The 26,863-nt window shown below is 59.4% G+C and carries 24 protein-coding genes; 12 read left to right on the top strand and 12 right to left on the bottom strand.

The genetic code is table 11. The features are described from left to right. Positions 1 to 424: 424 nt before the first annotated feature. Positions 425 to 1,189, top strand: a complete 765-nt coding sequence (locus tag ACZZ0B_RS23275; protein ID WP_463546337.1) for an SDR family oxidoreductase — start codon at positions 425 to 427, stop codon at positions 1,187 to 1,189. A 175-nt stretch (positions 1,190 to 1,364) separates the two neighbouring features. Beyond that, entirely contained in the window at positions 1,365 to 2,270 is a 906-nt protein-coding gene (locus tag ACZZ0B_RS23270) for a cation diffusion facilitator family transporter (RefSeq protein WP_463546336.1), read from the top strand. A gap of 183 nt (positions 2,271 to 2,453) precedes the next feature. Here the strand turns inward: ACZZ0B_RS23270 and ACZZ0B_RS23265 are convergent, their stop codons facing one another. From ACZZ0B_RS23265 to ACZZ0B_RS23235, 7 genes are all read right to left on the bottom strand, one after another. Then, positions 2,454 to 3,587, bottom strand: a complete 1,134-nt coding sequence (locus ACZZ0B_RS23265) for an AGE family epimerase/isomerase (RefSeq protein WP_463546335.1) — start codon at positions 3,585 to 3,587, stop codon at positions 2,454 to 2,456. 164 nt (positions 3,588 to 3,751) lie between these two features. Continuing rightward, positions 3,752 to 4,324 carry a HupE/UreJ family protein gene (locus ACZZ0B_RS23260; protein ID WP_463546334.1) on the bottom strand — a complete coding sequence of 191 codons (573 nt, stop codon included), beginning with the start codon at positions 4,322 to 4,324 and terminating at the stop codon, positions 3,752 to 3,754. Between the two features lie 27 nt (positions 4,325 to 4,351). Then, positions 4,352 to 4,966 (bottom strand): urease accessory protein UreG, encoded by a 615-nt coding sequence (gene ureG / locus ACZZ0B_RS23255; RefSeq protein WP_007939066.1) that lies wholly within the window; start codon positions 4,964 to 4,966, stop codon positions 4,352 to 4,354. 11 nt (positions 4,967 to 4,977) lie between these two features. Continuing rightward, on the bottom strand, positions 4,978 to 5,652 hold the full coding sequence (locus ACZZ0B_RS23250) for an urease accessory protein UreF (protein ID WP_008087161.1): 675 nt from the start codon (positions 5,650 to 5,652) through the stop codon (positions 4,978 to 4,980). Then, positions 5,649 to 6,149: an urease accessory protein UreE gene (gene ureE, locus ACZZ0B_RS23245; RefSeq protein WP_463546333.1), complete on the bottom strand. Its 501-nt coding sequence runs from the start codon at positions 6,147 to 6,149 to the stop codon at positions 5,649 to 5,651. The genes ACZZ0B_RS23250 and ureE overlap by 4 nt, the downstream gene beginning before the upstream one ends. Before the next feature lie 298 nt (positions 6,150 to 6,447). Then, positions 6,448 to 7,080 carry a TetR family transcriptional regulator gene (locus ACZZ0B_RS23240; protein WP_008086186.1) on the bottom strand — a complete coding sequence of 211 codons (633 nt, stop codon included), beginning with the start codon at positions 7,078 to 7,080 and terminating at the stop codon, positions 6,448 to 6,450. Positions 7,081 to 7,248: 168 nt separating this feature from the next. Continuing rightward, entirely contained in the window at positions 7,249 to 7,665 is a 417-nt protein-coding gene (locus tag ACZZ0B_RS23235; RefSeq protein WP_008086187.1) for a hypothetical protein, read from the bottom strand. A 389-nt stretch (positions 7,666 to 8,054) separates the two neighbouring features. Here ACZZ0B_RS23235 and ACZZ0B_RS23230 point away from each other — a divergent pair, with 389 nt between their 5' ends. Next, positions 8,055 to 10,130 (top strand): AsmA family protein, encoded by a 2,076-nt coding sequence (locus ACZZ0B_RS23230; RefSeq protein WP_463546332.1) that lies wholly within the window; start codon positions 8,055 to 8,057, stop codon positions 10,128 to 10,130. 166 nt (positions 10,131 to 10,296) lie between these two features. Here ACZZ0B_RS23230 and ACZZ0B_RS23225 read toward each other — a convergent pair whose 3' ends face one another. Further along, a complete protein-coding gene (locus ACZZ0B_RS23225) occupies positions 10,297 to 10,830 on the bottom strand; it encodes a ferritin-like domain-containing protein (RefSeq protein WP_008086191.1) in 534 nt (177 codons plus the stop codon). A 99-nt stretch (positions 10,831 to 10,929) separates the two neighbouring features. After that, a complete protein-coding gene (locus ACZZ0B_RS23220; protein WP_463546331.1) occupies positions 10,930 to 11,865 on the bottom strand; it encodes a LysR substrate-binding domain-containing protein in 936 nt (311 codons plus the stop codon). Between the two features lie 121 nt (positions 11,866 to 11,986). Between ACZZ0B_RS23220 and ACZZ0B_RS23215 the strand changes: the two genes are divergently transcribed. The 3 genes from ACZZ0B_RS23215 (at position 11,987) to ACZZ0B_RS23205 (ending at position 13,901) form a co-directional block, all read left to right on the top strand. Next, positions 11,987 to 12,625, top strand: coding sequence for an FMN-dependent NADH-azoreductase (locus ACZZ0B_RS23215; protein ID WP_463546330.1), 639 nt, complete (start codon positions 11,987 to 11,989; stop codon positions 12,623 to 12,625). Continuing rightward, positions 12,626 to 12,931, top strand: a complete 306-nt coding sequence (locus ACZZ0B_RS23210; RefSeq protein ID WP_008086196.1) for a DMT family transporter — start codon at positions 12,626 to 12,628, stop codon at positions 12,929 to 12,931. A 91-nt stretch (positions 12,932 to 13,022) separates the two neighbouring features. After that, positions 13,023 to 13,901 (top strand): alpha/beta fold hydrolase, encoded by an 879-nt coding sequence (locus ACZZ0B_RS23205; protein ID WP_463546329.1) that lies wholly within the window; start codon positions 13,023 to 13,025, stop codon positions 13,899 to 13,901. Between the two features lie 134 nt (positions 13,902 to 14,035). Here the strand turns inward: ACZZ0B_RS23205 and ACZZ0B_RS23200 are convergent, their stop codons facing one another. After that, on the bottom strand, positions 14,036 to 14,923 hold the full coding sequence (locus tag ACZZ0B_RS23200) for a DMT family transporter (RefSeq protein WP_463546328.1): 888 nt from the start codon (positions 14,921 to 14,923) through the stop codon (positions 14,036 to 14,038). A 96-nt stretch (positions 14,924 to 15,019) separates the two neighbouring features. Here ACZZ0B_RS23200 and ACZZ0B_RS23195 point away from each other — a divergent pair, with 96 nt between their 5' ends. The 3 genes from ACZZ0B_RS23195 to ACZZ0B_RS23185 all read left to right on the top strand — a co-directional run bounded on the left by ACZZ0B_RS23195 (position 15,020) and on the right by ACZZ0B_RS23185 (position 17,361). Continuing rightward, positions 15,020 to 15,814 carry an AraC family transcriptional regulator gene (locus ACZZ0B_RS23195; protein ID WP_440094935.1) on the top strand — a complete coding sequence of 265 codons (795 nt, stop codon included), beginning with the start codon at positions 15,020 to 15,022 and terminating at the stop codon, positions 15,812 to 15,814. A gap of 63 nt (positions 15,815 to 15,877) precedes the next feature. Then, the gene (locus ACZZ0B_RS23190; RefSeq protein WP_008086206.1) at positions 15,878 to 16,183 is read left to right on the top strand and encodes a PsiF family protein; all 306 of its coding nucleotides are present in this window, start codon (positions 15,878 to 15,880) and stop codon (positions 16,181 to 16,183) included. Between the two features lie 164 nt (positions 16,184 to 16,347). Then, the gene (locus ACZZ0B_RS23185; protein WP_008084262.1) at positions 16,348 to 17,361 is read left to right on the top strand and encodes an AI-2E family transporter; all 1,014 of its coding nucleotides are present in this window, start codon (positions 16,348 to 16,350) and stop codon (positions 17,359 to 17,361) included. A 123-nt stretch (positions 17,362 to 17,484) separates the two neighbouring features. Here ACZZ0B_RS23185 and ACZZ0B_RS23180 read toward each other — a convergent pair whose 3' ends face one another. Beyond that, positions 17,485 to 18,759 carry an Hsp70 family protein gene (locus tag ACZZ0B_RS23180; RefSeq protein WP_463546327.1) on the bottom strand — a complete coding sequence of 425 codons (1,275 nt, stop codon included), beginning with the start codon at positions 18,757 to 18,759 and terminating at the stop codon, positions 17,485 to 17,487. A 291-nt stretch (positions 18,760 to 19,050) separates the two neighbouring features. Here ACZZ0B_RS23180 and ACZZ0B_RS23175 point away from each other — a divergent pair, with 291 nt between their 5' ends. Beyond that, positions 19,051 to 20,001 (top strand): DnaJ C-terminal domain-containing protein, encoded by a 951-nt coding sequence (locus ACZZ0B_RS23175; RefSeq protein WP_463546326.1) that lies wholly within the window; start codon positions 19,051 to 19,053, stop codon positions 19,999 to 20,001. Between the two features lie 23 nt (positions 20,002 to 20,024). Beyond that, entirely contained in the window at positions 20,025 to 20,330 is a 306-nt protein-coding gene (locus ACZZ0B_RS23170; RefSeq protein WP_008085443.1) for a chaperone modulator CbpM, read from the top strand. Between the two features lie 83 nt (positions 20,331 to 20,413). Here ACZZ0B_RS23170 and ACZZ0B_RS23165 read toward each other — a convergent pair whose 3' ends face one another. Further along, positions 20,414 to 21,541: a sensor histidine kinase gene (locus tag ACZZ0B_RS23165; RefSeq protein WP_158830428.1), complete on the bottom strand. Its 1,128-nt coding sequence runs from the start codon at positions 21,539 to 21,541 to the stop codon at positions 20,414 to 20,416. A 415-nt stretch (positions 21,542 to 21,956) separates the two neighbouring features. On the opposite strand from ACZZ0B_RS23165, the gene ACZZ0B_RS23160 reads away from it, so the two are divergent. Beyond that, entirely contained in the window at positions 21,957 to 26,858 is a 4,902-nt protein-coding gene (locus ACZZ0B_RS23160; RefSeq protein WP_463546325.1) for an NEL-type E3 ubiquitin ligase domain-containing protein, read from the top strand. The last annotated feature ends 5 nt before the right edge of the window (positions 26,859 to 26,863 follow it).

The following is a 26,863-nucleotide window of genomic DNA, read 5'->3' as shown; positions in this document are numbered from 1 at the left end:
ATTACTGGCCTCGCGCAATCACTGTGCTGACCGGCCAGTCGTGCAGAATGCCATGTGCCGCACATCTGCCGCTTCAGGGTCAAGCAAAAAACTTTCTATTTCCCCCGCAAAGCCTTGTGTGGCGCGGCTTTGCGCGTTTGCACTTGCCCCCGGAAACTGTGGAAGGGACTGTGGATAACATGCGTGCATATGGCTACAGGCCACGCCCTGTATAGCGTTGCGAAGGTTGATCATTTTTTGTTCGATCATGTAGGAGCTGCCGAAGGCTGCGATCTTTTGATGTTGTTTTTCGAGATCAAAAGATCGCAGCCTTCGGCAGCTCCTACATGGAGGCGGTGGTTGCCCGATATTCGCGGGCCGGGCATGCTGCTGGCTGATTTTCTATTCCAAGGGCTGCCTCGGTGGCCGAAGCAAGGAGAACACGATGTCCAACACCCTGTTTATCACCGGCGCGACGTCCGGATTTGGTGAAGCCTGCGCCCGTCGTTTCGCCGAGGCTGGCTGGAAACTGGTGCTGACCGGTCGTCGTGAAGAACGCCTTAACGCGCTGTGCGCAGAATTGTCGAAGCAGACCGAAGTGCATGGTCTGGTGCTCGACGTGCGTGATCGCAAGGCGATGGAAGAGGCGATTGCCAACCTGCCGCCGTCCTTCGTCAAGCTGCGTGGCCTGATCAACAACGCAGGTCTGGCGTTGGGCGTTGATCCTGCACCGAAGTGCGATCTGGACGATTGGGACACCATGGTCGACACCAACGTCAAAGGCCTGATGTACGCCACGCGTTTGCTGCTGCCGCGTTTGATCGCCCATGGCCGTGGCGCCGGCATCGTCAACCTCGGCTCCATCGCCGGCAACTACCCGTATCCGGGCAGTCACATCTATGGCGCGACCAAGGCGTTCGTTAAACAGTTCTCGCTGAACCTGCGCTGCGACTTGCAGGGCACTGGCGTACGGGTCAGCAACATCGAGCCAGGTTTGTGCGAGAGCGAGTTTTCGCTGGTGCGTTTTGCCGGCGATCAGGAGCGATACAACGCGACTTACGCCGGTGCCGAGCCGATCCAGCCGCAAGACATTGCCGAGACGATTTTCTGGGTGATGAATGCGCCGGCGCACATCAACATCAACAGCCTGGAGTTGATGCCGGTGAGCCAGACCTGGGCTGGCTTTGCGATTGAGCGTAACAAGGTTTAACACCGCGTTATCGTTCTTCGCGAGCAAGCTTTGCTCCTACGGATTTGTACGATGGTGTAGGAGCAAGTCTTGCCCGCGATGAGGCCAAATCGGCCAAAACAGGGCGATAAGGTAAACTCCCCTCGCAACAACCCAACCGCACCCCGCGGTTTTCAAGGTTTTTCGAGGAGTTAAAGTGAGTAACCGAGGTGAGCAGGCACTGCTCAAACAATCGACCATTCTGATGTTCGCCGTGGCGATTGCCGGGATCGTCACCGGTTTTGTTTCAGGTTCGCAATCCATCCTGTTCGATGGTTTTTTCTCGCTGATCGCAACGTTCATCAAAGTCCTGATGCTGATCACCGCCAAGTTGATCGCCAAAAAAAGTAACCACCGTTTCCAGTTTGGTTTCTGGCATCTGGAGCCCATGGTGTTGGTGATCGAAGGCAGTTTCCTGCTGCTGATCGCGATCTACGCGTTTCTCAACGGTGTGTTTGGCATCATCAACGGTGGTCGGGAGATCGAACTGGGGCTGGTGATCATCTATGCCGCGGTGTTTACCGTTGTCGAGTTCGCCTACTTCTTCTACGTGCGCCGGCGTAACCGCAAACTCAAATCCAGTCTGATCCAGTTCGACAACATCAGTTGGCTGGTGGACGCGATGTTGTCCGTGGGCCTGTTGATCAGTTTCCTTGCGGCGCTGCTGCTCAAGTCCCAGGGCTATGGCCAGTGGGCGGTGTATGTCGACCCGCTGATTCTGATCGTGCTGGCCCTGACCATGCTGCCACCGGCGTTCAAGATTCTTGGCCCGGCGTTGCGCGATGTACTGGGGATTGCCCCGGACACGCTGGATGATCAAGTGCGTCAGGTGATGGAAGAGGCGAAGATCGAGCATGGTTTCGACGACTACGTGTCATACGTGCAGAAGCACGGGCGGGCGCGGTTTATCGAGATCCATGTGGTGTTGCCGGCGGACTATGCGCTGAGCAATGTCGGGCAGCTGGATGCGTTGCGCGAGGCGATTTCGGCGAGGCTGGGCAAACCGGATGCGGCGCGCTGGCTGACCATCAGCTTCACCGGGGACAAGAAGTGGATTGCCTGATGTAACCCGGATCTCTGTTGAGAACACTGTTGTGGAGAAGGGGATTTATTGTGGCGAGGGGATTTATCCCCGTTGGGGCGCGAAGCGGCCCTAAAAGAGCGGGGCCGCTGCGCAGCCCAACGGGGATAAATCCCCTCGCCACAGTAGATCTCCTCAGCACACTGGATCTCATGTGCCATGAGATCAGCGTAAATATTCAGCCAGGCCGCTATAGCAAGTCGCAAGGTGATACGGCGTGGTCGAAGGCATGTCCTTGCGACTAACCTCACCCAATTCATCCCGGCACTCATACCAGCCACCCGCATGCAGAAACCGTTGCTGCAGCGCCTGCAATTGGCGCAGCACCACCGCTTCACTGCCCTGACGCAAGGTCAGCGCACGCAAATATTCCGCCTGAGCCCAGATCCGTTGGGTCGAATCTCGTGGACGTCCGTTTGATTCCAGATCGAGCATCGCCCGCACCGCGCCGGATGGCTGCACCACGCCGTATTGCTCGGTGAACGCAAACGCCCGATCCAGCGCTGCATGCAGTTTCGAACCACGCAACAACGCTGACGATTCGAGCAGGAAATACCATTCGAATTGATGGCCGGGTTCGTACCAGTTATCCACAGCCCCGAGCGGCTTCTCCATCAACACACCATGTTGCGGATCGACGAAGCGCTTGTGCATGGCTGTGCATAACTCCAGCAACGCGGTCTGGGTCTGGGCATCTTCGCGAGCGGCGAGCGTGGCGAGGAAGGCTTCGGCCAAGTGCATCAAAGGGTTCTGCAAAGGGCCGGTTTCCAGGGTGATCCAGTCACGATCAAGGCAGGCCTCGTACAAACCATCACCCGTGGCAAAGCGTCGCCCAATGATTTCCAGCGCCGCATTCAGGGTCGACTCGACCAGCGGATCGCCGGACTTTGCCCAGTAATGTGCGCAGGCGAACAGGATGAAGGCGTGGGTGTAGAGATCCTTGCGCTGATCCAGCGGCTTGCCCTGCGCGTCGATGCTGTAGAACCAGCCCCCGTGCTCGGCATCATGGAAATGCCGTTGCAGCGAACGAAACAGCGCCGCGGCGCGTACGTCAGCGTTATCCACAACCCCGATCAGACTGGAAAACAGATACAACTGGCGCGCGCAGGCCATCGCTCGATAGCGTTGCGGTGGCAGCGGTTGATGCGCGGCGTCCAGCGCCTCAAAGGGCAACGCCATGTCGGCATTCCAGCCCGGACCTTGCCAGAGGGGCACGATCACGTTGACGAAGTGCTGTTGCACAGCGCCGAACAGGGCGGTCAATTCAGGCAGGGAAGTGGAGCGGGAAGCGTGGGGCATGGGCGGACGTCGTCACGGGCTGGGGCGATTGCGCGACATGGTAGCAGAGAGCATCAGTCGGGTGACGAACCCTGTAGGAGCTGCCGCAGGCTGCGATCTGTTGATCTGGCTTTATAAAGTCAAAAGATCGCAGCCTGCGGCAGCTCCTACAGGAGATCAGGCGTTTAGCCGGCCAGCAGCCAGGCGCCGGTGATTGCCGAAGCCGCACCTGCAAGACGCACCAACGGTGCAGCAGCTTGAGGCAGGAAACGCACTACGGCATAACCAGCGGCATGCAGTGCAGCTGTCGCGGCGACGAAACCGGCGGCATACGCCCAAGGGCTGCTCATCTCCGGCAACTCCAGCCCATGCGCCACACCGTGGAACAAGGCAAACACCGCCGTCGCCACCACCGCCATCACCAGCGGCGGACGCACCGCCAGTGCCACCGCCAGGCCCAGCGCTAGCACCGACGCCGCAATCCCGCTTTCCAGCGCCGGCAATTGCAGCCCCTCAAAACCGAGCATGCCGCCCATCAGCATGGTGCCGACAAACGTGCACGGCAGCGCCCAACGCGCCGCGCCTTGCTGCTGCGCTGCCCAAAGTCCGACCGCAACCATCGCCAGCAGATGGTCGAGACCACCGATCGGGTGACTGATACCCGCGATCAAGCCACTGTCGCCATGCCCCGGGTGGGCAAAGGCCAAGGCCGGAGTCAGCAGCAGCGCAACCGCGCCAAGAATACGTTTGAGTGTCATGGATAAGCTTCCTTGTTGAGCAGTGAATCAGGCTGCGGTCAGCAGGCCCTGGCGTTCGATGAAGGCGATGATGGCTTCAAGGCCCTGACCGGTTTTCTGGTTGCTGAAGACGAACGGCTTGCCGTTGCGCATGCGTTGGGTGTCGCTGTCCATCATTTCCAGCGAGGCGCCCACCAGCGGCGCCAAGTCGATCTTGTTGATCACCAGCAGGTCGGACTTGCAGATCCCCGGCCCGCCCTTGCGCGGCAGCTTGTCGCCGGCCGAGACGTCGATCACATAGATAGTCAGGTCGGACAATTCCGGGCTGAAGGTCGCCGACAGGTTGTCGCCGCCGGACTCCACCAGAATCAGATCCAGCCCCGGAAAACGCCGATTGAGTTGATCGACCGCTTCCAGGTTGATCGAGGCGTCTTCACGAATCGCCGTGTGCGGGCAGCCGCCGGTTTCCACGCCGATGATCCGCTCGGGGGCGAGGGCTTCATTGCGCACGAGGAAATCGGCGTCTTCGCGGGTATAGATATCGTTGGTCACCACGGCGAGGTTGTAGCGTTCGCGCAGGGCCAGACACAGGGCCAGGGTCAATGCGGTTTTGCCGGAACCGACCGGGCCGCCGATGCCGACGCGCAGAGGTTGTGTGTTCATTAATGTTTCTCCTAGGAGCGAAAGAGGCGGCTGTACTGGCGCTCGTGGGCCATGCACGCCAAAGACAGGCCAAACGCGGCGCTGCCAATGTGTTCGGGGTTGATTCGGCTCGCGTCCTGCTGCGCCTGTTGCAGCAGCGGCAGCAATTCGCTGGTCAGGCGCTGAGCTGCTTGCTGGCCCAGCGGCAGGGTTTTCATCAGCACGGCGAGCTGGTTTTCCAGCCAGCTCCACAGCCACGCGGCGAGCGCGTCCTGCGGACTGATGCCCCACGCGCGTGCGGCGAGCGCCCAGCACAAGGCCAGATGCGGTTCGGTGCATTGATCGAGAAAGTCACGAGCGCAGGCGTCGAGTTCCGGCAAACCGTTGAGCAGTTGCTGCAACGAATAGCCCATCTGCCGACTTTCCAGATGCAACTCGCGAGTCTCGCGGCTGGCGCGATGGCTTTCGCAGAGGATCAGCAACTCGCTCCAGTTTTCATCCGCCGCCGCTTGGCAATGCGCAAGCAACAATGGCGCCTCAAAGCGCGACAGATTCAGCAGCAACTGGTCACTGATCCAGCGGCGGGCGTCGTCCGGGTTTTTCACCCGGCCGTTATCCACCGCCATTTCCAGGCCTTGCGAATAGCTGTAGCCGCCAATCGGCAATTGCGGACTGGCCAGGCGCAGCAGCGCCCAGGCCGGATTCACAGGCGGACGCCGAACTGATGGAGTTTCGGCGCGTAGTTGAAGTCTTCGTCGCCGTGGCGTGAATGGTGGTGGCCGCCGCCATAAGCACCGTGTTCCGGCTGGAACGGTGCTTCGATCGCCTCAACCTGTGCGCCGAGCTGTTCGAGCATGGCCTTGAGCACGTAATCATCGAGCAGGCGCAGCCAGCCATCGCCGACTTGCAGAGCGACATGCCGATTGCCCAAGTGATAAGCGGCGCGAGTCAATTCAAAAGCGTTGGCGCAAGTGACATGCAGCAGTTGCTCGGGGCGGGCACAGACGCGAACGATGCGACCGTCTTCAGCCTGTAGGCATTCGCCGTCATACAGCGGCTGCTGGCCACGCTCCAAAAACAACCCGACGTCTTCACCCTCGGCACTGAAACAGCGCAGACGGCTTTTGCTCCGCGCTTCGAAGGTCAGGTGCAACTCGGCGGCCCAGACGGGTTGAGGGTCGATTCTGCGGTGAATCACCAGCATCGGGAAACTTCCAGCTATGGACAATGATTGGGTTAGAGCAAGGGGCTTGCCAATCGGACGAGATGTAGGAAATCCCTGTCGGAGCGTAGTGGATGTTTCAAGATGTTGCGGAGATTTGGAAGGTTTTGGTGCATGAAGGTTTTTACATGCACCAAATGGAGGCCATGATGCTGCACCCCTGTAGGAGTGAGCCTGCTCGCGATAGCGGTGTGTCATTCAACATATATTTGACTGATCAACCGCTATCGCGAGCAGGCTCACTCCTACAGGGGATTTATGTTTTTGAGAGAAGGGGGAATTACTCGGTACTGCCCAGGCCCTGCCAATGCTTCAGGCCAATAAAGATAAAACGCAACTGCTGGGTGATCTTCGCCTGCGGCGTCAGATGCTCTGGCAGTGCTTCAGCGGGCGGGTCGATGATGTCGGGGAGGGTAGCGAACACCGATTTGACGATCAGATCAGCCATCACACTCAGGCCCTCGGCATCCAGATGCTGAAGTTTGGGCATCATCGTCAGGTCCGATGCAAGGTCGGAGCTGATGTTTTCGCGCAATCGACCAATCGCCTGACGCACCGGCAGCGAGCCACCGTACTGTTCGCGGGCGAGAAACAGAAATTGTGAGCGGTTGGCACTGACCACATCGAGAAAGATCCGCACCGAGGCATCGATAATGCCGCCCATGACGAATTCGTTGTGGCGTACCAGGCGGATGGTTTCGCGAAAGGTCTGGCCGACTTCACTGACCAGCACCAAACCCAATTCGTCCATATCGGCAAAATGCCGGTAGAAACCGGTGGGCACGATCCCGGCGGTCTTGGTGACTTCGCGCAGGCTCAGGCTGCCGAATCCTCGGCCGCTTTCCATTAAATGGCGGGCAGCGTCCATCAGGGCGTTGCGGGTCTGTTGCTTCTGTTCGGCGCGGGGCAGCATCGCAGGGTGTGTTCTTCGGCAGGACAAGCGCCGCACTCTAGCAAATCGGCTTTATCGGCGTCGAACGGCGGGGCAGTAAAGCGAGGGTTTTTACGGGGCGTTTACCAGAACCTGAAAAGTCAAAAGCCCAATCCGTCGATTGGGCTTTTTTTCCGGGCCACCATGGGCTCAGCTCACAGCGCTGTTGCGTTCGATCACACGATCACCACCGCCTTCGGCAACAGCCTGGCCTTGTGGGGTTTTGTCGTAGCCGTCTTCAACCAGACCTTTTTCTTCGAGGCGGTTGCGACCGTTTTCGGCGACAGCCTGGCCTTGAGGGGTTTTGTCGTAGCCGTCTTCGACCAGACCTTTTTCTTCCAGACGGTTGCGACCGTTTTCCGCTACCGACTGACCTTGTGGCGTTTTGTCGTAGCCATCTTCAGCAAGGGTGCCTTTGGTGTGGTCGGAACCATCAGCGGCCACGGTCTGGCTGAACACCGAGTAGCTGGTTTTGACTTGTGGCGTGGCTTGATCGGCAGCAGGCAGGGCGAAAGCAGTGCTGGCCAGCATCGAGAGGGTAAGACTAAGCAGTAATTGGCGTTTCATGATGGGTTGCTCCTTGGGAGGGCGATAAAGTGGGTACGAGGGCAATGCTACTCTCGATAAGTCGATATAAAAGTTCATAAACGCAATGGTAATAATCAACAGAATTGATTGTTCTGGCGCGAGGCTCTAGATCGGGCCTTTCAGGGCGACGGTTTTGCACCGAGGTGGGTATTTTCGACTCACTCGTGCCTCGCAAACGTGCGGGTCGCGGTAACGCGGTTCGACTGACCGGTCAGAATTCACCCGGGTTTTTCCGTCTTAATCGACTTTTCGGTTAAACCTGCGGGCCTTTTGCCAGTCACAGTTTTCATAGGGGCCGCTTTGGCCCGCCGTTTCAGCCGTTCGCCGCTTTCTTCAAGGGTGAGTGGTCGTGATCAGGAGCTTTGTGCATGACGCGCACTGGAAAAATCTTCAGCTGGACCTTCGCCACCCTCGTGCTGCTACTGGCCGTGCTGGTACTGATCATCGTGTTCTTCGACTGGAACCGGATCAAACCGCCGCTCAACGCCAAAGTCTCGGAAGAACTGCATCGACCGTTTGCCATCAATGGCAACCTCGCAGTGATCTGGCAGCGCGAGCCCGACGAGGGCGGTTGGCGCGCCTGGTTGCCGTGGCCGCACGTGGTTGCTGAAGATTTGAGCCTGGGCAATCCGGACTGGTCGAAGAAACCGCAGATGGTCACCCTCAAGCGCGTCGAACTGCGCATCTCGCCATTGGCGCTGCTGGCGCAACGCGTGGTGATTCCGCGTATCGACCTGACCGAGCCCAACGCCGATCTGCAACGGCTGGCGGATGGTCGCGCCAACTGGGTATTCAAGTTCGATCCCAAAGACCCGAACGCCGAGCCGTCGAGCTGGGTGGTCGACATCGGCGCCATCGGTTTCGACAAGGGCCACGTCACCCTCGATGACCAGACCCTGAAAACCAATCTGGATGTGCTGATCGATCCACTGGGCAAGCCGATTCCGTACAGCGACATCGTCGGTGACAAAGCGGCGAAAACCGCGCAGGACAAGGGCGGCGCACCGCAAGACTATGCATTTGCGCTGAAGGTCAAAGGCCAATACCACGGCCAGAGCCTCAGCGGCCAAGGCAAGATCGGCGGGCTGCTGGCCTTGCAGGACGCGAGCAAGCCGTTCCCGCTGCAAGCCCAGGCGAAGATCGGCGACACCCGCATCGAACTGGCCGGCACCCTGACCGATCCGATGAATCTCGGCGCGCTCGACCTGCGCCTGAAACTGGCCGGTGACAGCCTCGGCAATCTCTACCCGCTGACTGGCGTCACGCTGCCCGATACGCCACCGTATTCCACCGACGGTCATTTGATCGCCAAACTGCATGACCCTGCCGGCGCGAAATTCACCTACGAGAAATTCAACGGCAAGATCGGTAACAGCGACATCCACGGCGACCTGACTTACGCCGCAACCCAGCCGCGACCAAAACTCAGCGGTGCGCTGGTTTCCAATCAACTGTTATTTGCCGACCTCGCGCCGCTGATCGGCGCCGATTCGAATGACAAGCAGAAGGCCCGTGGCGGCGACAGCAAGCAACCGGCGGACAAAGTGCTGCCGGTTGAGGAATTCAAGACTGACCGCTGGCGCGCGATGGATGCCGACGTTGAATTCACCGGCAAGCGCATCGTCCACAGCGAGAAGCTGCCGTTCAATGATCTCTATACCCATCTGATATTGAACGACGGCGAACTGAGTTTGCAGCCGCTGCGCTTTGGCGTCGCCGGCGGCAATCTTGATGCGCAGATTCGTCTCAACGGTCGCACCGAGCCCATGGAAGGCCGGGCCAAACTGACCGCACGCCGCTTCAAGCTCAAAGAACTGTTCCCGACGTTTGAACCGATGAAGACCAGTTTCGGCGAACTCAATGGCGATGCCGATATCAGCGGGCGTGGCAATTCGGTGGCGGCGCTGTTGGGTGGCGCCAACGGCAAGTTGAAGATGTTGATCAACGACGGCGCGATCAGCCGTGAACTGATGGAGCTGGCCGGACTCAACGTTGGCAACTACGTGGTCGGCAAGATCTTTGGCGACAAGGAAGTGAAGATCAACTGCGCGGCGGCGGATTTCGATATCAAGACCGGTTTGGCTACCACGCAGCTGTTTGTCTTCGATACCGAGAACGCGATCATCTATATCGATGGCACGGCGAACATGGCTACCGAGCAACTCGACCTGACAGTGACGCCGGAATCGAAGGGCTGGCGTTTGATCTCCCTGCGTTCGCCGCTGTACGTGCGCGGCAAGTTCATCAAGCCGGACGCCGGGGTGAAGGCCGTGCCGCTGATGTTGCGTGGGGCGGGGATGGTTGCCTTGGGTGTGATTGCAGCGCCGGCGGCGGGGCTGTTGGCGCTGGTGGCACCAAGTGGCGGCGAGCCGAATCAGTGTGCGCCGCTGCTGGAGCAGATGAAGGAAGGGAAAGCCCCGGTAACGGTTAAACCCACTAAATAAGGGCAAGATCAAAAGATCGCAGCCTTCGGCAGCTCCTACACCGATCGTTCCCACGCTCTGCGTGGGAATGCCTCTACGGACGCTCTGCGTTCGGCATTAAAAAGGCACGCAGAGCGTGCCGGGCTGCGTTCCCACGCGGAGCGTGGGAACGATCAGTTATCGGGGGTTAGAGGTCGTTCAGGATGTCAGCCATGTCATCGGCATGTTCTTCTTCCTGCGCGAGAATGTCTTCGAAGATCCGGCGGGTCGTCGGGTCTTTCTCGCCGATGTACTGAATGATCTCGCGGTAGCTGTCGATGGCGATCCGCTCGGCTACGAGGTCTTCGTAGACCATCTCCTTGAGGGTGTTCCCGGCCACGTATTGCGCGTGGGACATTTTCGACAGCAGGTCGGGGTTGAACTCGGGCTCACCGCCCAATTGCACGATCCGCTCGGCGAGACGGTCGGCGTGCTCGGCTTCCTGATTCGCGTGTTCGAGGAATTCTTCGGCGGCCACGTGGGCTTTCACGCCATTGGCCATGAAGTAGTGGCGCTTGTAGCGCAACACGCAGACCAGTTCGGTGGCCAGCGATTCGTTGAGCAAGCGCAGCACCTCTTCACGGTCGGCGCTGTAGCCCTCGGTGACCGCGCCGTTCTCGACGTGTTGGCGCGCACGATCGCGCAGGGTTTGGACATCTGACAGATGCAGGTCGTCGCTCATTTCAATCTCCTGGAGGCTAATCCGATGGGCGCCACGTTCTGCGGCCGTGGTCGCTACCCAAGTTGTGAGTCATGAGCGAAGGAAAAAGTTTTATCGGTTTTACACCACCCCAGCAGGAGCTGCCGAAGGCTGCGATCTTGGCGTCAGCCCGGACAACACAGCCTCTTCTCGCAACCAGGCAAAAAACGCCCGCACCGGCGGATGTCGCTCGCGGCCCGGCACACACAACGCGCTGTACCCGGCGCCATCCACCACAACCTCTGACTTGTACGGCACCAGCAAACCGCTGGCGACGCTCTCCGAGACCAGAATATTGCTCGCCAGCACCAACCCTTGCCCGGCAATGGCCGCTTGCAAGGCGTAATGCTCTTCGTCGTATTCACGGATCGCCGGCTGCGGCTTCAACCAGTTTTCGCCGGACTTTGCACACCACGCTTCCCAGCCATGAGCGTAGAGCTTCGAGTTGTGCCAATGCACGCTGATCAATGTCGGCGTACGCCGTGCGGCCAGCGCCACTTGCTCGGGCGAGCCGTAAACGCCGAATGATTCATCGAACAGGCACAGGCCATACAGGTTGGGGTAATCGTCGAGGCTGTAACGCAACACCAGATCGACGCTGGCGTCCTGGTGCAAGTCGATGACTTCGCAATGGGTATCAAGGCGCACATTGATGTTCGGGTGCTGCGCATAAAACCGCCCCAGACGCGGCACCAGCCACAGCGCCGCGAAGGCGGCGGTGGTCGACAGCGTCAGGCTGCTGCCGCTGCGTTGCGGGCGTAGGGTGTCGACGCTTTGCGCCACTTCCAGCAGCGCGCCGTGCAGGCTGCGAAACAGCCGCTCGCCACCCTCGGTCAGGCGCACCTGGCGTGGCAGGCGTTCGAACAGCGCGACCCCCAGCCAGTCTTCCAGCGCGCGAATCTGATGGGAAATGGCAGTCGGCGTCACCGACAGTTCTTCGGCCGCCGCCTTGAAACTCAACAGCCGCGAAGCGGATTCGAAGGCGCGCAGGGCGGTCAGTGGCAGCGAGGCGAACATTCAATACTCCATGGGTGAAATAAATTCATCCCGACTGATTTTTACTCATTTGAAGGCACGCAGTGACGCGCTTCAAGCTGCGAGCTACAAGCCGTTTGATTCTAGTCCTGAGGATATACAGATGAGTAAGATTCTTGCGATTCATGCCAGTCCGCGTGGTGACCGTTCAACGTCGCGCCGTCTGGCGGAAAGTTTTTTGAGCGCCTGGCAGGCGCGCCATCCGCAGGCTCACATCACCCGTCGTGAAGTTGGCCGGGCACTGATTCCAGCTGTAAACGAGGCGTTCGTGGCGGCAGCGTTTTACCCGGAACCCGAGGCGCGACCACTGTCGATGCAGGCCGACCTGGCACTCAGCGACCAGTTGGTTGGCGAGTTGCTCGATCATGATCTGCTGCTGATTTCCACGCCGATGTACAACTTCAGTGTGCCCAGCGGCCTCAAGGCCTGGGTCGATCAGATCGTGCGGCTGGGCCTGACCTTCGATCACACCCTGGACAACGGCGTTGCTCAATACACGCCGCTATTACAGGGCAAGAAAGCCTTGATCGTCACCAGTCGCGGCGGTTTCGGCTTCGGCCCGGGTGGCGAGCTGGAGGCGCTGAATCACGCTGATCCATGGCTGCGCACAGCGCTGGGCTTCGTCGGCATCAACGACATCAGCGTGGTCGCCGCCGAGGGCGAAGAATCTGCCGAGCGCACCTTCGCGGTGTCGGTGGCCGATGCCGAGCAGCGTCTGCTCGACCTCGCCCGGGCGTTCTAGGTGGCCTGGCTGTGCTTGCTGATCGCCGCCGGGTTTGAAGTCACCTTCGCCATGGGCATGAAATACGCCGAAGGTTTCACCCGGCCATGGCCGTCGGTGATCACGGTGATTGCGGCGGTAGGCGGCATCTACTTTCTCACGCTGGCCATGCGTGAATTGCCGGTCAGCATTGCTTATCCGATCTGGACGGCCATCGGCTCGCTGGGCACGGTGTTCCTCGGTTTTGCCCTGCTGGGCGAGAGCCTGACGCTGGTCAAACTGCTGTCGGTCGGGCTGATTGTGGCGGGGGTGGTGGGGCTGAAGTAGGCTGGTGGTTGAGTTGTCATGATCACGGAGGATGCTTGGCGAGCGTTTTGCAGGCCTTGCATCCACTCACCGACCACAAGGATGTCTGCCCATGTCCACGCGTTATCCGCTGGTGCTGGTCCCGGGCATGCTCGGGTTTATCCGGCTGGTGCTTTATCCGTATTGGTATGGAATCGTCAAAGCGTTGCGCCGTGGTGGTGCAACGGTGATTGCCGTGCAGGTGTCGCCGCTCAATTCGACTGAGGTGCGCGGCGAACAGTTGCTGGCGCGCATCGACGAGATCCTGCGCGACACCGGCGCGCAGAAGGTCAACCTGTTCGGCCACAGTCAGGGCTCGTTGACGGCGCGGTATGCGGCGGCGAAACGCCCGGATCTGGTCGCCTCGGTGACGTCGGTGGCCGGGCCCAATCATGGTTCGGAACTGGCCGATTATCTGCAACGACACTACCCGGCCAACAGCGCCAAGGGGCGCTTGCTGGAGGTGCTGCTGCGTTTTATCGGGTGGCTGATGGCGTTATTGGACACCGGCTATCGCGGGCCGAAACTGCCGGTGGATATCCGCGCCTCGCACCAGTCGCTGACCACTGACGGCGTGGCGCTGTTCAACCAGCGTTATCCACAGGGCCTGCCCGAAACCTGGGGCGGGCACGGGCCGGAAGAGGTCAACGGTGTGCGGTACTACTCGTGGTCGGGGACGTTGCAGCCGGGCAAGACCGATCGCGGCGGCAATCTGTTCGATGGGACCCACCGCAGCTGTCGATTGTTTGCCAGGACATTCGTGCGTGAGTCGGGGCAGTGCGACGGGATGGTCGGGCGCTACAGCTCGCATCTGGGCACGGTGATTGGCGATGACTATCCACTGGATCATTTCGACATCGTCAACCAGTCGCTGGGGCTGGTGGGGAAAGGCGCGGAGCCGGTGCGGCTGTTTGTCGAGCATGCGGCGCGACTAGAAGCTGCCGGCCTTTAACTATCATTGAGATAGATGAGCTTTTGTGGCGAGGGGATTTATCCCCGATCGGCTGCGAAGCAGTCGTCGATCTTGAGATTTTGGGGCCGCTGCGCGACCCATCGGGGATAAATCCCCTCACCACAAAGGCCAAATCAGGCAACGCTTAACTTTCGGCCTAACGCCGTCGTCCAACGCTCGGACAGAATCACCCCAGCCAACGTCAGCAATCCGCCGACCAGGTGATACATCGCCAACTGCTCCTTCAGTACCACTGCCGCAATCAGCGCAGTAATCAACGGCAGCAGATTGAAAAACAACGTCGTCCGGCTCGGCCCCAGGCGTTGCACAGCCTGCATCCACGCCAACGGCGCAAGCATCGAAGCCAACAGACACGCATACAACACCAGCGGAATGTTCTGCAGGGTCAAACCGGTTTTCGGTGAAGCCGCATACAACGGAAACAATACGACAATCGCCACCAGCACCTGCAAGTACAGCAACACCAGCGGCGGCAGGCGCAGCTGCCATTTCTTCAATAACGTGCTGTAAATCGCGTAAGCCAAAGTCGCGATCAACATCATCGCATCGCCCATGTTCACGCCGTGCTGCAGCAATGCGCCGAGGCTGCCGGACGACACCACCACCAATACGCCGGCAAACGACAGCACCGCGCCCACCAATGCGCCGGCAGTCAGGCGCTGACCGAGACTGATGATCGCCATGGCCAGCGACATCAACGGCATCAGCGACAGAATGATGCCCATGTTGGTCGCGGTGGTCAGGGTTGCGGCGAAGTAAGCGAGGCTCTGATACACCGCCATGCCAAGCACGCCGAGGACGAAGATCTTGCTCAGATTCGGGCGAATCTGCGGCCAGTGCGCGATCACCGCTTTGAGCATGAACGGGGTGAACAACAACCCGGCGAGCAGCCAGCGATAGAAACCGATCTCGGCGGGGAAAATCGCCCCGACCGCCAGTTTGTTGATCACGGTATTGCCGGCCCAGATAAAAATCGCCAGCAGCGGAAACGCGTATTGCATGAGTTGAAACCAGTACGTTGATGAGTCGCAATTATCCCTTGTCTGGATGCAGGCCTATACTTCAAACCGGACAACCTGCCTCTGAAACCGGACAGCATGAACAGTAAACACATCGATCTGCTGGATTTTAGCGAGCTGCCTTCGGCGGTGTACTTCCGTTACGCCGATTTCAACGCCCATGAATTCGCCGCACCGCACCGTCATCCGTGGGGCACGCTGGAATACGCGGCGCACGGCGTGCTGCACATGGACGTCGACGGCAGCCGCTTCATGTCACCGCCGCAATACGCGGTGTGGGTGCCGCCGCAGGTCGAGCACAGTTTCTACAGTCATCAACCGGTCAACTATCGTGCGGTGTGCCTTGATCCCAAGGTCTGCGCCGATTTGCCCCGGCGTGCCTGCACGTTGGCGATCAGCGACATCCTCAAGGCGATTCTCAAGGACTTCGCCGCCCGTGACGTGAAGATTCCCGTACTCGACGCCGACCAGCGACTGGCGCAGGTGTTGGTCGATCAATTGCAGCAGGCGCCGGTGCATGAGTGCTATCTGCCCTATGCGAGCAGTCCGGGATTGCTGGCGATCCTCGAAACCCTGCAAGCCGAGCCGGGCAACAACCAGCCGCTGGCACACTGGGCGCTGCAGGTGCATGTCAGCGAGCGCACGCTGGCGCGGCAATTTGTGCGCGAGTTGGGCATGAGTTTTGGCGAATGGCGCCAGCGGCTGCGCTATCTCGCGGCAATCGAAGCGCTGGAGTCTTCGCGCAGCGTGCAGGAAATTGCCTTCGACCTCGGCTACAGCAGCGGCTCGGCGTTTATCGCCATGTTCGCCCGCCAGGCCGGTTGCACGCCGGAGCAGTATCGACGCAGCCACCGTGAAGGCAGGAAGGTGTAACAAGCTTTGACTACACTTCGGCAGAGGCCGCCCCCCTCGGTGCGGCGACAAGGAGAAAACTCCATGAAGATGTTGCGTGTGCCTTTGTTGATGATTGGTTTGCTCCTGTGTTCTCAGGGTTTCGCCGCCACGGCGCAACAGAACAAGATGACCACCTGCAATGCCGATGCGACCGCCAAGAGCCTCAAAGGCGATGAACGCAAAACCTTTATGAGCACTTGCCTGAAGGCAGCGCCTGCGGCCAACGATGGCAAGGCCCTGACCCCGCAGCAGGAAAAAATGAAAACCTGCAACGCCGATGCGAAAACCAAAGCGCTGACCGGCGATGCGCGCAAGACCTTCATGAGTGATTGCCTGAAGAAAAAATAAGATCAAAAGATCGCAGCCTGCGGCAGCGCCTACAGGAGATGAATGTAGGAGCTGCCGCAGGCTGCGATCTTTTCGGCGCGACGGGCACCCCGGGCCTGTGCTCGCTTCGGCGCCGGAACGCTGGCAGACTGCCAATCCTTTTACGCCGTTCGTTTTGAGGCTGTATGCCAACGTTTTCTGAGCGTCATGTTGTGTTCTGGGTCAGTTGCATCATCATTTTCGGCGGATTGCTGTTGGTGTTGCCGTTGCGCTTGTTGCCGAGCCTGTTGGCCGGGTTGCTGGTGTTCGAACTGGTCAACATGCTCACCCCGCAATTGCAGCGGTTGATTGAAGGTCGACGTGCGCGCTGGCTGGCGGTGGCGCTACTGGGTACGTTGGTGGTCAGTGTGCTGGCGCTGCTCTTTGCCGGCGCGATCAGTTTCCTGCTGCACGAAGCGGAAAACCCTGGCGCTTCGCTCGACAAATTCATGGGCGTGGTCGACCGTGCGCGCGGGCAATTGCCGCCGTTTATCGACGCTTATCTGCCGGCCAGCGCCGGTGAGTTTCGCGTGGCGATCGGCGAATGGCTGAGCAAGCATCTCTCCGAACTGCAACTGGTCGGCAAAGACGCGGCGCACATGTTTGTGACGCTGCTGATCGGCATGGTGCTCGGCGCGATCATCGCCCTGCAGCGCGTGCCCGACGTCACCAAGCGCAAACCGCTGGCGGCGGCGCTGTTCGACCGTCTGCACCTGCTGGTTCAGGCGTTTCGCAATATTGTCTTCGCGCAGATCAAGATCGCCTTGCTCAACACTTTCTTCACCGGGATCTTCCTCGCGGTGATCCTGCCGATGTTCGGCGTGAAGCTGCCGTTGACCAAAACCCTGATCGTGCTGACCTTCCTGCTTGGCTTGCTGCCGGTGATCGGCAATCTGATTTCCAACACACTGATCACCATCGTCGGCCTGTCACTGTCGATCTGGGTGGCGGTGGCGGCGTTGGGTTATCTGATCGTTATCCACAAGCTCGAATACTTCCTCAACGCGCGGATTGTCGGCGGGCAGATCAGTGCCAAGTCGTGGGAGTTGTTGCTGGCGATGCTGGTGTTCGAGGCCGCGTTCGGCCTGCCGGGGGTGGTGGCGGGGCCGATTTATTACGCGTATTTGAAGAGTGAGTTGAAGCTGGGCGGGATGGTGTAACCACCCCGTGATCGTTCCCACGCTCTGCGTGGGAAAGCATCCCGTGACGCTCCGCGTCACAGCCTCAACAGCGGACGCAGAGCGTCCATGGCGGCGTTCCCACGCGGAGCGTGAGAACGATCATCAGTTCATGGCGCCGTAGCGTTTCATCGCTTCAATCGCCAAGCCGCTACCAATGCTGCCGAAGATGTTCCCTTCAACATGCCGCGTATTCGGCAGCATCGCCGAGACGCTGTTGCGCAGCGCCGGAATCCCGCTCGAGCCACCAGTGAAGAACACCGTGTCGACCTGATCGACCGCCACACCGGCATCGCTCAACAGCTGCGTAACACTGCCGCGTACCCGCTCCAGCAGCGCATCGATCGCCGATTCAAACAGCGCTCGGCTCAGCTCAACGCTCAACCCGGCCTCGATGCGATCCAGCGGCACATGGCGGCTGTCGGTGTGGGTCAGCTGGATCTTGGTTTCTTCGACTTCCATCGCCAGCCAGTGGCCGGCGCGTTGTTCGATCAACTTGAACAGGCGATCGATACCGCCGGTGTCTTCGATGTCGTAACGCATGCTGCCCAGCGCCAGGCTGGATTTCTGCGAATACACCGAGTTGATGGTGTGCCAGGTCGCCAGGTTCATGTGGTGGCTGGTCGGCATGTAGGCGCCGCTCTTCATGCGGCTGCCGTAGCCGAACAGCGGCATCAGGCCTTGCAGGCTCAGCTGTTTGTCGAAGTCGGTCCCGCCGATGTGCACACCGCCAGTGGCGAGGATGTCGTCGTGACGGTTATCCAGACCACGACGCTCGGGCGACAGGCGCACCAGCGAGAAGTCGGAGGTACCACCGCCGATGTCGACGATCAGCACCAGCTCTTCTTTTTCGATGGTCGACTCGTAGTCGAAGGCCGCGGCGATCGGTTCGTACTGGAAGGACACTTCCTTGAAGCCAATCTTCTTCGCCACGTCGACCAAGGTGTCTTCAGCTTCCTGGTCCGCCAGCGGATCGTCATCGACAAAGAACACCGGGCGACCGAGCACCACTTGCTCGAATTCCCGACCGGCGGCAGTTTCGGCACGGCTCTTCAGTTGGCCAATGAACAGACCGAGCAAGTCCTTGAACGGCATTGCGGTGCCGAGAACGCTGGTGTCGTGCTTGATCAGCTTGGAACCGAGCAAACTTTTCAACGAGCGCATCAGCCGGCCTTCGTAGCCTTCCAGGTACTCGTGCAGCGCCAGACGACCGTAAACCGGGCGGCGTTCCTCGATGTTGAAGAAGACCACCGACGGCAGAGTGATCTTGTCGTCTTCCAGCGCGATCATCGTTTCCATGCCGGGGCGCAGCCAGCCGACGGTGGAGTTGGACGTGCCGAAGTCGATGCCGCAGGCACGGGCTGGAGAGGCGTCTTTCATGTCTTTCGGTTCCGGTCAAAAAAACGGCCGCGCAGTGTATGTCAGTGCGCGCCAGAATCGAAGGCCGGTCATCTGCTATTTCGCGACTAAACTGGTTGAAAATCGCAGCTTCGCCCCAAACTTGCTGGCATGGGCCGGCAGAACCACCGGCGGTCACAAGAACCGCCGTCCACTGCCGATAAACTTCTGCTGCGCCACCCGGTCACAACCTTGAGATCGGTCAACCTGGCACGCGCGAATCGGCGCATGCTGGCATCGGCGCGAAATCGATAACGGACGGTGACTCCTTCGATGGACTTCAAAGACTATTACAAGATACTCGGCGTGGAGCCGACAGCAGACGACAAGGCAATCAAGGCTGCCTATCGCAAGCTGGCGCGCAAATACCACCCCGATGTCAGCAAGGAAAAAGACGCCGAGGAGAAATTCAAGGACGCCTCGGAAGCCTATGAAGCGCTGAAAAGCGCCGACAAACGTGCCGAATACGACGAGCTGCGCCGTTATGGCCAGCACGGTCAGCCGTTCCAGGGGCCACCGGGCTGGCAGAGCCGTGGCGGCTTTGGTGGCGGCAGTGCTGACACCGGCGACTTCTCGGACTTCTTCAGTTCGATCTTCGGCAATCGCGGCCCCGGTTTCGGTGGCGGTGAAGGTCGGCAACAACGCAGTGCAGGGCGCCGAGGGCAAGACGTGGAAATGGAACTGCCGATCTTCCTCGAGGAGACGCTCGCCAACGAATCGAAGAAAGTCACCTTCCAGGTGCCGCAATACAACGCCAACGGCCAGCACGTCAGCAACACCAGCAAGAGCCTGAACGTGAAGATCCCGGCGGGCGTGACCGACGGCGAGCGTATTCGCCTCAAGGGCCAGGGCGCACCGGGCGTCGGTGGCGGGGCGAATGGCGACCTGTACCTGACCATTCGTTTTGCGCCGCACCCCAAATTTGATGTCGAAGGTGAAAACCTGATCATCACCTTGCCGTTGGCGCCGTGGGAACTGGCGCTGGGCACTGAGGTGGCCGTGCCGACCCTGACCGGCAAGATCAACCTCAAAGTCCCGGCCGGCAGCCAGAACGGCCAGCGCATGCGCGCCAAAGGCCATGGCCTGAAAAACAAGGCGGGTGAGCGCGGTTATCTGTTCGTGCAGCTCAAAGCCGTGATGCCGAAAACGTCCGACGATGAGGTCAAGGCACTGTGGCAGGAACTGGCGAAGAAAGCCGCTTTCAATCCGCGAGAGAACTTCTGAATTCGACGACGGAGTAGCCCATCATGAGCAGCCCCCTGATCGTTCAACTGGACTTGGCAGAATTCTGTGAGGCGGCCGATTTGTCGGACGTCTACGTGATCGAAATCGTCGAACACGGCATCCTCGAACCTCAGGGTGCGCAGCCCCGGGAATGGCGCTTCACCGACTACGAACTGGCCCTGGCCAAACGCGCCGCGAAGCTGCGGCGCGATCTGGAGCTGGAGTGGGAAGGTGTGGCGCTGGCGCTCGATCTGCTCGAAGAAGTCCATGAGTTGCGAGCCGAAAACCGCATGCTCAAACAACGCCTGGCACGCCTGGTCATCGAATAACCCCCTGTAGGAGCTGCCGAAGGCTGCGATCTGTTGATTTTGTTTTTAAAGACAAGTCAAAAGATCGCAGCCTTCGGCAGCTCCTACAGGGTTCGCGGTAACACCACGCTGAACCGTGTGCCGTCAGCCTCATTCGAGCTGACTTCAATCGTCCCGCCATGGGCATTGACCACTTCCCTGACGATAAACAAGCCTAACCCCAGACTGGTCGAAGGCTGCCCGAGTGCTTCATCGGCGCTGCGCACCAACGGATCAAAAATCGTCGCCAGCGCGTCTTCCGGAATCGGTGTGCCGAAGTTGTGAACCGACAGGCATACCGCGTCCGCCTCATCCTGCAACGTCAGCGTCACCTGTTGCGTGTTCGAGCCATGCTGCAGCGCATTGCCGATCAGGTTCTGCAGCAATTGATCGATGCGCCCCGCGTCCCACATACCTTGCGTATCACCGTGAATGTGCAGCACTGGCGAGCAATTCGGGTTGCCGGCGCACGCCTCGGCGATCGCCGCTCGCGCCGCTTCGGCCAGATCCATCGGGGCGGGTTCGATCGGCAGACTTTTGCCGAGGCGACTGCGCACCCACTCCAGCAAATCACTGACCATCGCGGCCATGTGCCGAGCGCCGCGCTTGATGTTGTGGGCGCAGGTCAGCGCCTCGCCTTCCAGCGCCGCTTTGCGTAATAGCAACTCGGTGGACATGCTCACCGCTTGCAGCGGCGCGCGCAGGTCATGGCCAAGGATCGCCAGAAAGATGTCCCGCGAACGGTTGACCTGTTCTGCGTACGCCGCCGTCGACTCGGCCAGCGCTTCATCAATGGCTTCATTGAAACGAATCATGTCCTGAAAGTAAGTCATGTCCGGTGATTTGAGGCTGTCGACCCAGCGGCGGATCACACAGGCGCGCAAATGACGAAACTCCGAGGTCATCTGTACCAGATCAAAGCCCGCGATGTGGCGCAACTCACCATGACTGGCGCCGGCCTGATCCAGGCTTGGGGTTTTCTCCGGGCCTTCGCCCTTGGCTTTGGCGGCTTGTTCGTCGGCACTCTGCGGTTTGTTCATGTCACGGGCGGCGGCCAACAGAATGGCTTTGGCGTGATCACGCAGGCCTTCTGCGTCCATGTAATCGGCAGCGGGAGTGATAGAGGCGGCGAACTGCTCCCACTCCGCGACGATGGGATCCACGTTGCATACGATGAATTCGGAAAGGCGCATAAGCGGTTACCTGCGTATGAATCGATGGACGGCGATTCGCATATTAGCCTCTCTGGCGAGAAATACACGACCGCTGGTGCCCGGCTCCCGGGGAATTTTTTTTAGTGCGGTACATATGTATTTTCGGCTCTTTAATAACTGCGCGGTTATGGCTTTTTCAGCGTGTTCTTGAGCAGGATTTTGGTTTTTTGTTTTTTCTCGTCATCCGTAATCTGAGCGCCAGTTATTGGATGACGAGGTTCTCAATATGGATATTGTGACAAACACAGTTTCGACAGATAACGGCCCGCATCACGATGTATTAATCGGGCTTATTCCAGAGGCTATCAAACAGGCTCCGGCCCATCGGCTTCAATCGCTGGAAGCGAACCTCAACGTTGCAAAACACTATTCGTCATGGCCAGCAGCAGGCCGCGTGCGTTTGCAGCAACTGGTACACACCCATTGGCAGCTTCAGGGGGGCGTCGATGCCTCCCTGAAGCACCTTGAACAGAACATCGAAGACTTTGCCCGGCCCTTGCTGACCGAGGCCCTGAAAAGCCAATTGAAGGTCGATCTGGACGTCGACGCGACGATGCTCAGGCTTTACGTCCCGGACAAAATCATTTTCGGCATCGACCGAGGGGCCACGCGCTCGCAGCACTCCACATTGCTGGCCGCGGCGTTGCACAATTTCGAACAGGCGGAAACCGAGGACGGCTACTTTCGCAGCGGCTCCGGTGTGTACGTCGCCGACGCTGACGGCGCGCCTGTGCAGCACGCTATCACGGTCGGTGAGGTTGCCAGCGTCTGCCGCTCGCTGGATATTGGCGCGCAATATCAGCAACACCTCAAGGCGTTGTTGCTGCCCGACGATGTGACGAAGCAAGCGACATTGAGAACGCAATCGGTGGCGGTCGAAAAGTCCGCGCTGCAAGTCGCCGCGGCCATTGCTGGAATGAACGCCGATCTGGGCATGCACGCTCAGGCCGTCATCAGCGACGTGATCAGCGGACAACGATCGATCAGCTTTCACGGGCGTGCGTTGAAGGCGCATCGTTTGCGGATCATGGGGTTGGAGTTGTCCGGTATCGTGCTGTTCAGTGCCGTTGCAGAAAAAAACGAGATCGAGAAATTCCTGCTGGGGCTAGTATCGCCAGAACTTCAGTTCCTGTTTGACTGGTCGCGGCGTATCCCCGGCCTCAACGATAATCTGTATGAAAAATACAAAGTGCTCAGTGATGTGTTCGCCAATGGACCCAGTGCTGTCACTGACGAAATGTCCCGGCGTAACGACTTCTACGATCAAAGTATTCTGAATGGGCCGTTGGTTGCCTATATCCCGGATGATCCGCTGCATCCATTGAAAGAATACCCGTCGCTGACCGCGTTCATGAAAGCCTTGGCCACGCAGTTGCTGGAAAAATCCTATCAACAGTTTTTCAGTCGGTTTGTGGCGCAGAAGGACAAGCCGAAATTTTTCAGACGGGTCAATGAGCGTCTCAAGGAAATCACCTGGCATCAGCGCGAGCCTCTCGACATGGGACCGTGGTGGCGGGAGACACCGATTGAAACCCCCCATGCGGAACCGATCACCGTGCCGATCCAGGGCGGTCTCTGGGAGCACCTGTACCTGCGCAAACGCGACAAGTCGATCAGCGATGCACGACTGATCGCTGTGCCTACGGGGGATGAAGATGCTAAAAGCCGCTGGAACCGACTGATCAGCTATCTGGACTATGGCTGGAACATCTTCAACTTCGTCGTGATGCTGGTACCGGGCGTCGGCGAGGTAATGCTCGGGGTGATGGTCGCCCAGTTGCTGGCCGAATTTGCCGAGGGCATCGAGGACTGGAGTCACGGTGACAAGGAGGAGGCGTGCGCACACATCAACAGCGTGATCCTCAACTTTACGCAACTGGCATTGATGAGCGCCGGGCATATTCTGCCCAAAGGCGCTGTAGCCATTAAACCTTCGTCTTTTGTCGACAACCTCAAGGCGGTGCCCCTGGCCGATGGCCGCACGAAAATGTGGAACCCCGATCTGGCCCCCTATGCGCACAATCTGGCGCTTCCTGCCGGTACTTGGGCTGACGAGTCCGGGCTGTATCCGCATCAAGGAAAAAAAGTGTTGCACCTGCAGGGCAGGCAGTACGTGGTGAAGGAGGATCCACTCAACGGCCAGTTCCGCATGCAACACCCGACGCGAGCCGACGCCTATGCGCCTCGGGTCGAGCACAACCGGGCGGGCGCCTGGAAGAGCGAAGTCGAACGTCCGCTTGAGTGGGAACAGATTCAGTTGTTGCGCCGTCTCAATCCGCTGGCCGCCACCTTCAGTGAATCAACGCTGGCACAAGTGCTCAAGGTCAGCGGTATCGATGACGGTGTGCTGCGCCGCCTGCATGTCGAACATGAGCTGCCGCCGCCCTTGTTGACCGATACCCTTAATCGCTTCGATCTCTACGCCTCGATCAGCCAGTTCGGTGAACAGATCCGCAACGGCCACATCAGCGATCACCTGAGCGGTTATCTGCCGGGGCTGCTGACTGAGTTGCCGCGCTGGCCCGAGTCAAAAGCCATCACCCTGAAAGATCCGCTGCCGACCGGTCGAGACTCGATCACCTACGGCAACTCCAACGCCGCTGCGGTCGACACGCTTATCGTCAGCCAGGAAGACATTCAGACGGGCAATCTTGAAGGCCGGGTACTGGCGTTTCTGGATGAGACGGAAATCGAAGCGCTGCTCGGCCGCGCCATCTCCACCGACAAAACCGTGCGTGTCCAGGCATTGCGTGAAGCGCTGGCGCAGCGTGCCACCAAGCGTGCTTCACGGGTGTTCGAGTCGCAATACAAAACCTCGGATGTTTCCGCCGACATGCGTGTGCGCAGATTGCACAGCGATTACCCCGAGTTACCCTGCAGTGTGATCGAACAAGTGCTCAAGGACGCCGACCCGCAGAGTGTGCGGGTGTTCGAGGAGAGCGGGCAGGTCGTCCTCAAGCTGCGTCAGCAACTGCGCACGGCGGGTGAAAAGGTTCGTCTGAATCGCGCCTACGAAGGTTTGTACCTGGAACAACTGGAGAGTACGGACAGCCATCGCCTGGTACTGCGTTCGATGGAGAGCCTGCCGGGCTGGTCGGCGCAAGTGCGCATCGACATTCGCGAGCTCGCTTTCGACGGCCGGTTGCAGGCCAGCGTTGGCGCGGCGGATGCGCCGATTCGCAAAGTGCTGATCGCTGATGAGGACGGCCTCTACAGTGCACGCGATGAACAAGGATTGCAGCTGCACAGTGCCGAGGATCTTTATAGCGCGGTACTGCACGCCTTGCCCGATGCGCAGCGTCAGGCGCTGGGTTTCGACATTTTTCAGGGGGACTTGCTGAAACAGGCGATTCAGCGTTCGCCTCTGAGTCACGAGCAATTCGAACAGGTGCTGCTGGAAAACCCTGTTCGCAAGCCCGCTTATGATCCCGAAAACATGCGCTTGCGTGGCGGTATGCAAGGTTATCCGCTACGGCCTAAAGACTGGTCAGCGCTCAAGCGCCGAGTCGGGTCGCTGTATCCCGCCTTCACGGACGCACAGGTGGAAAGCCTGCTCGACGGCTTCGGCGCCAACGTGATGGAAATGCGTGTAGCGGCGCTGGAAAAAGAGTTCAGCAGGTTCAACCTGGCGTTCCAGCGCTGGTTGAACGACATGAGCCTGGCCTATCGCTTCAGCCCCGAAGGCGTGGCGGAGTGGACGTCGCGCAACCGGGTCTATCAGCTTCTGCGCCAATGCTGGCAACGCACCGGCCCTGCTGGCCCCCCGGCATCGGGAGTGATCCGCGCGCAGGCGTTGGTACTCAATGGCCTGCCGATGGACCGTCATCTGCTGACGATGCCCCGGCTCACCGCCAGTTTCGATCATGTCACTTCATTGAGCCTGCAGAACGGCCAGATTCTCAGCGACCAACAGCACTTTCTAGGCAGCTTTCGTCAGTTGCGCGACCTCGATCTGTGGAAGAACCGTTTGAGCGATTTTCCAGAGGTGATCAGCAACATGGCGTACCTTCGTGTGCTGACGCTTTCGGACAATCAGATCTCGCTGACCGCTGAAAGCGCCGCAAGGTTGCGCGCGATGAGTCGGTTGCATGTGCTCAAGCTTGATGGCAACCCACTTGGGCAAGTGCCGGACATCAGCCAAATGCCGGCCTTGCTGATACTGACCCTGGACAGTACCGGTATCGACACATGGCCGATCGGTCTGTTTGCCAAGCAACGTCCGCGCAATCTGTATTTGGACTTGCGCTTCAACCAGCTCAGCGAGCTTCCGGACGTTGCGCCAGGTTCGGTATACGCCGAACTGATTGCGCGCACCAACGTCAGCCGTGACGCCTTCCATCTGTCTGCAGAGAATCTCGAGAAGCTCAAGCGGTACATCGAGTCTGTCGGCCTCGACCCGGACCGTCCCTATCCGTCGCGGGGCACCATCGACAGCTCCTACTGGGATGCAGGCATGAGTGAGGCTGAATGGAATGCACGCCAGCCGTTATGGGATGAGGTCGAAGATGAGTTCGGTGCCGAGCCGTTCTTTAACGAGTTGCGCAAGCTGACGGCCTCCGCCGACTTCGGTACCACGGATTCGACTTACCGAACCGACCTCACGGCCAAGGTCTGGCGAATGATTTTCGCCATGAACGAGAACACCGCGCTGCGCGAGAAAATTTTCGCCGAGGCCGTCGCCTCCACAACCTGTGCGGATGCCGGTGCGCAGTTTTTCAATGCAATGGGCGTCGAGGTGCTGGTGCATGAGGCCTACGGGTTGATCAGCACCGATCTGGTGGAGGCCGAACTGGTGGCGCTGGCTCGTGGTAAATCGCGCCTCGACGAGTTGGGGCAAATCGCCCGACAGCGTGTGGCCGATCGCTTGAAAGCTGGCGAGACATTTCGCCGCGAGAATGCTGACGGAGTCACCGGCAGCATTGATGAAGTGGAGGTTCATATGGCCTACATGACCGATCTGGCCGACCGCCTGGACCTGCCGTGGCAGTCGCGCGGCATGTTGTTCCGCAAAGTCGCCGGCGTCACCGAGAAGATGATCGAGGATGCTTATCAGCGAGTGATTGCGCTGGAGGAGGGAGATCTGCTGGCGCCACGAATTCTTGAACAGCCGTTTTGGCAGCAATTTCTCAAGCGTACTTACCGCACAGAGTTCGATGAGTTGCTGACCTCTCTCAAGGATGAGGACGATATGGCGCAGTTCGAAGCCTTGCAGACGCTGGAGAAAAGCCTGACGCAAAAAGCGATTGATCGCGCGAAGCTGCAAACGGTGTATCCGCCGTTTACGGTTCAGCCGTAATAAAA

The organism is Pseudomonas sp. AC247 (genome assembly GCF_979258015.1).
The sequence above is the reverse complement of the archived record's forward strand: the minus strand, read 5'-3'. Positions and strand labels throughout refer to the sequence as shown.

What these genes read in the sequence shown, in the direction of transcription:
- ACZZ0B_RS23275 (WP_463546337.1), top strand. Translation starts at nt 425, where the DNA reads ATGTCCAACACCCTGTTTATCACCGGCGCGACGTCCGGATTTGGTGAA.
- ACZZ0B_RS23265 (WP_463546335.1), bottom strand. Translation starts at nt 3,587, where the DNA reads ATGCCCCACGCTTCCCGCTCCACTTCCCTGCCTGAATTGACCGCCCTG.
- ACZZ0B_RS23260 (WP_463546334.1), bottom strand. Translation starts at nt 4,324, where the DNA reads ATGACACTCAAACGTATTCTTGGCGCGGTTGCGCTGCTGCTGACTCCG.
- ureG (WP_007939066.1), bottom strand. Translation starts at nt 4,966, where the DNA reads ATGAACACACAACCTCTGCGCGTCGGCATCGGCGGCCCGGTCGGTTCC.
- ureE (WP_463546333.1), bottom strand. Translation starts at nt 6,149, where the DNA reads ATGCTGGTGATTCACCGCAGAATCGACCCTCAACCCGTCTGGGCCGCC.
- ACZZ0B_RS23240 (WP_008086186.1), bottom strand. Translation starts at nt 7,080, where the DNA reads ATGCTGCCCCGCGCCGAACAGAAGCAACAGACCCGCAACGCCCTGATG.
- ACZZ0B_RS23235 (WP_008086187.1), bottom strand. Translation starts at nt 7,665, where the DNA reads ATGAAACGCCAATTACTGCTTAGTCTTACCCTCTCGATGCTGGCCAGC.
- ACZZ0B_RS23230 (WP_463546332.1), top strand. Translation starts at nt 8,055, where the DNA reads ATGACGCGCACTGGAAAAATCTTCAGCTGGACCTTCGCCACCCTCGTG.
- ACZZ0B_RS23225 (WP_008086191.1), bottom strand. Translation starts at nt 10,830, where the DNA reads ATGAGCGACGACCTGCATCTGTCAGATGTCCAAACCCTGCGCGATCGT.
- ACZZ0B_RS23220 (WP_463546331.1), bottom strand. Translation starts at nt 11,865, where the DNA reads ATGTTCGCCTCGCTGCCACTGACCGCCCTGCGCGCCTTCGAATCCGCT.
- ACZZ0B_RS23215 (WP_463546330.1), top strand. Translation starts at nt 11,987, where the DNA reads ATGAGTAAGATTCTTGCGATTCATGCCAGTCCGCGTGGTGACCGTTCA.
- ACZZ0B_RS23205 (WP_463546329.1), top strand. Translation starts at nt 13,023, where the DNA reads ATGTCCACGCGTTATCCGCTGGTGCTGGTCCCGGGCATGCTCGGGTTT.
- ACZZ0B_RS23200 (WP_463546328.1), bottom strand. Translation starts at nt 14,923, where the DNA reads ATGCAATACGCGTTTCCGCTGCTGGCGATTTTTATCTGGGCCGGCAAT.
- ACZZ0B_RS23195 (WP_440094935.1), top strand. Translation starts at nt 15,020, where the DNA reads ATGAACAGTAAACACATCGATCTGCTGGATTTTAGCGAGCTGCCTTCG.
- ACZZ0B_RS23190 (WP_008086206.1), top strand. Translation starts at nt 15,878, where the DNA reads ATGAAGATGTTGCGTGTGCCTTTGTTGATGATTGGTTTGCTCCTGTGT.
- ACZZ0B_RS23185 (WP_008084262.1), top strand. Translation starts at nt 16,348, where the DNA reads ATGCCAACGTTTTCTGAGCGTCATGTTGTGTTCTGGGTCAGTTGCATC.
- ACZZ0B_RS23180 (WP_463546327.1), bottom strand. Translation starts at nt 18,759, where the DNA reads ATGAAAGACGCCTCTCCAGCCCGTGCCTGCGGCATCGACTTCGGCACG.
- ACZZ0B_RS23175 (WP_463546326.1), top strand. Translation starts at nt 19,051, where the DNA reads ATGGACTTCAAAGACTATTACAAGATACTCGGCGTGGAGCCGACAGCA.
- ACZZ0B_RS23170 (WP_008085443.1), top strand. Translation starts at nt 20,025, where the DNA reads ATGAGCAGCCCCCTGATCGTTCAACTGGACTTGGCAGAATTCTGTGAG.
- ACZZ0B_RS23165 (WP_158830428.1), bottom strand. Translation starts at nt 21,541, where the DNA reads ATGCGCCTTTCCGAATTCATCGTATGCAACGTGGATCCCATCGTCGCG.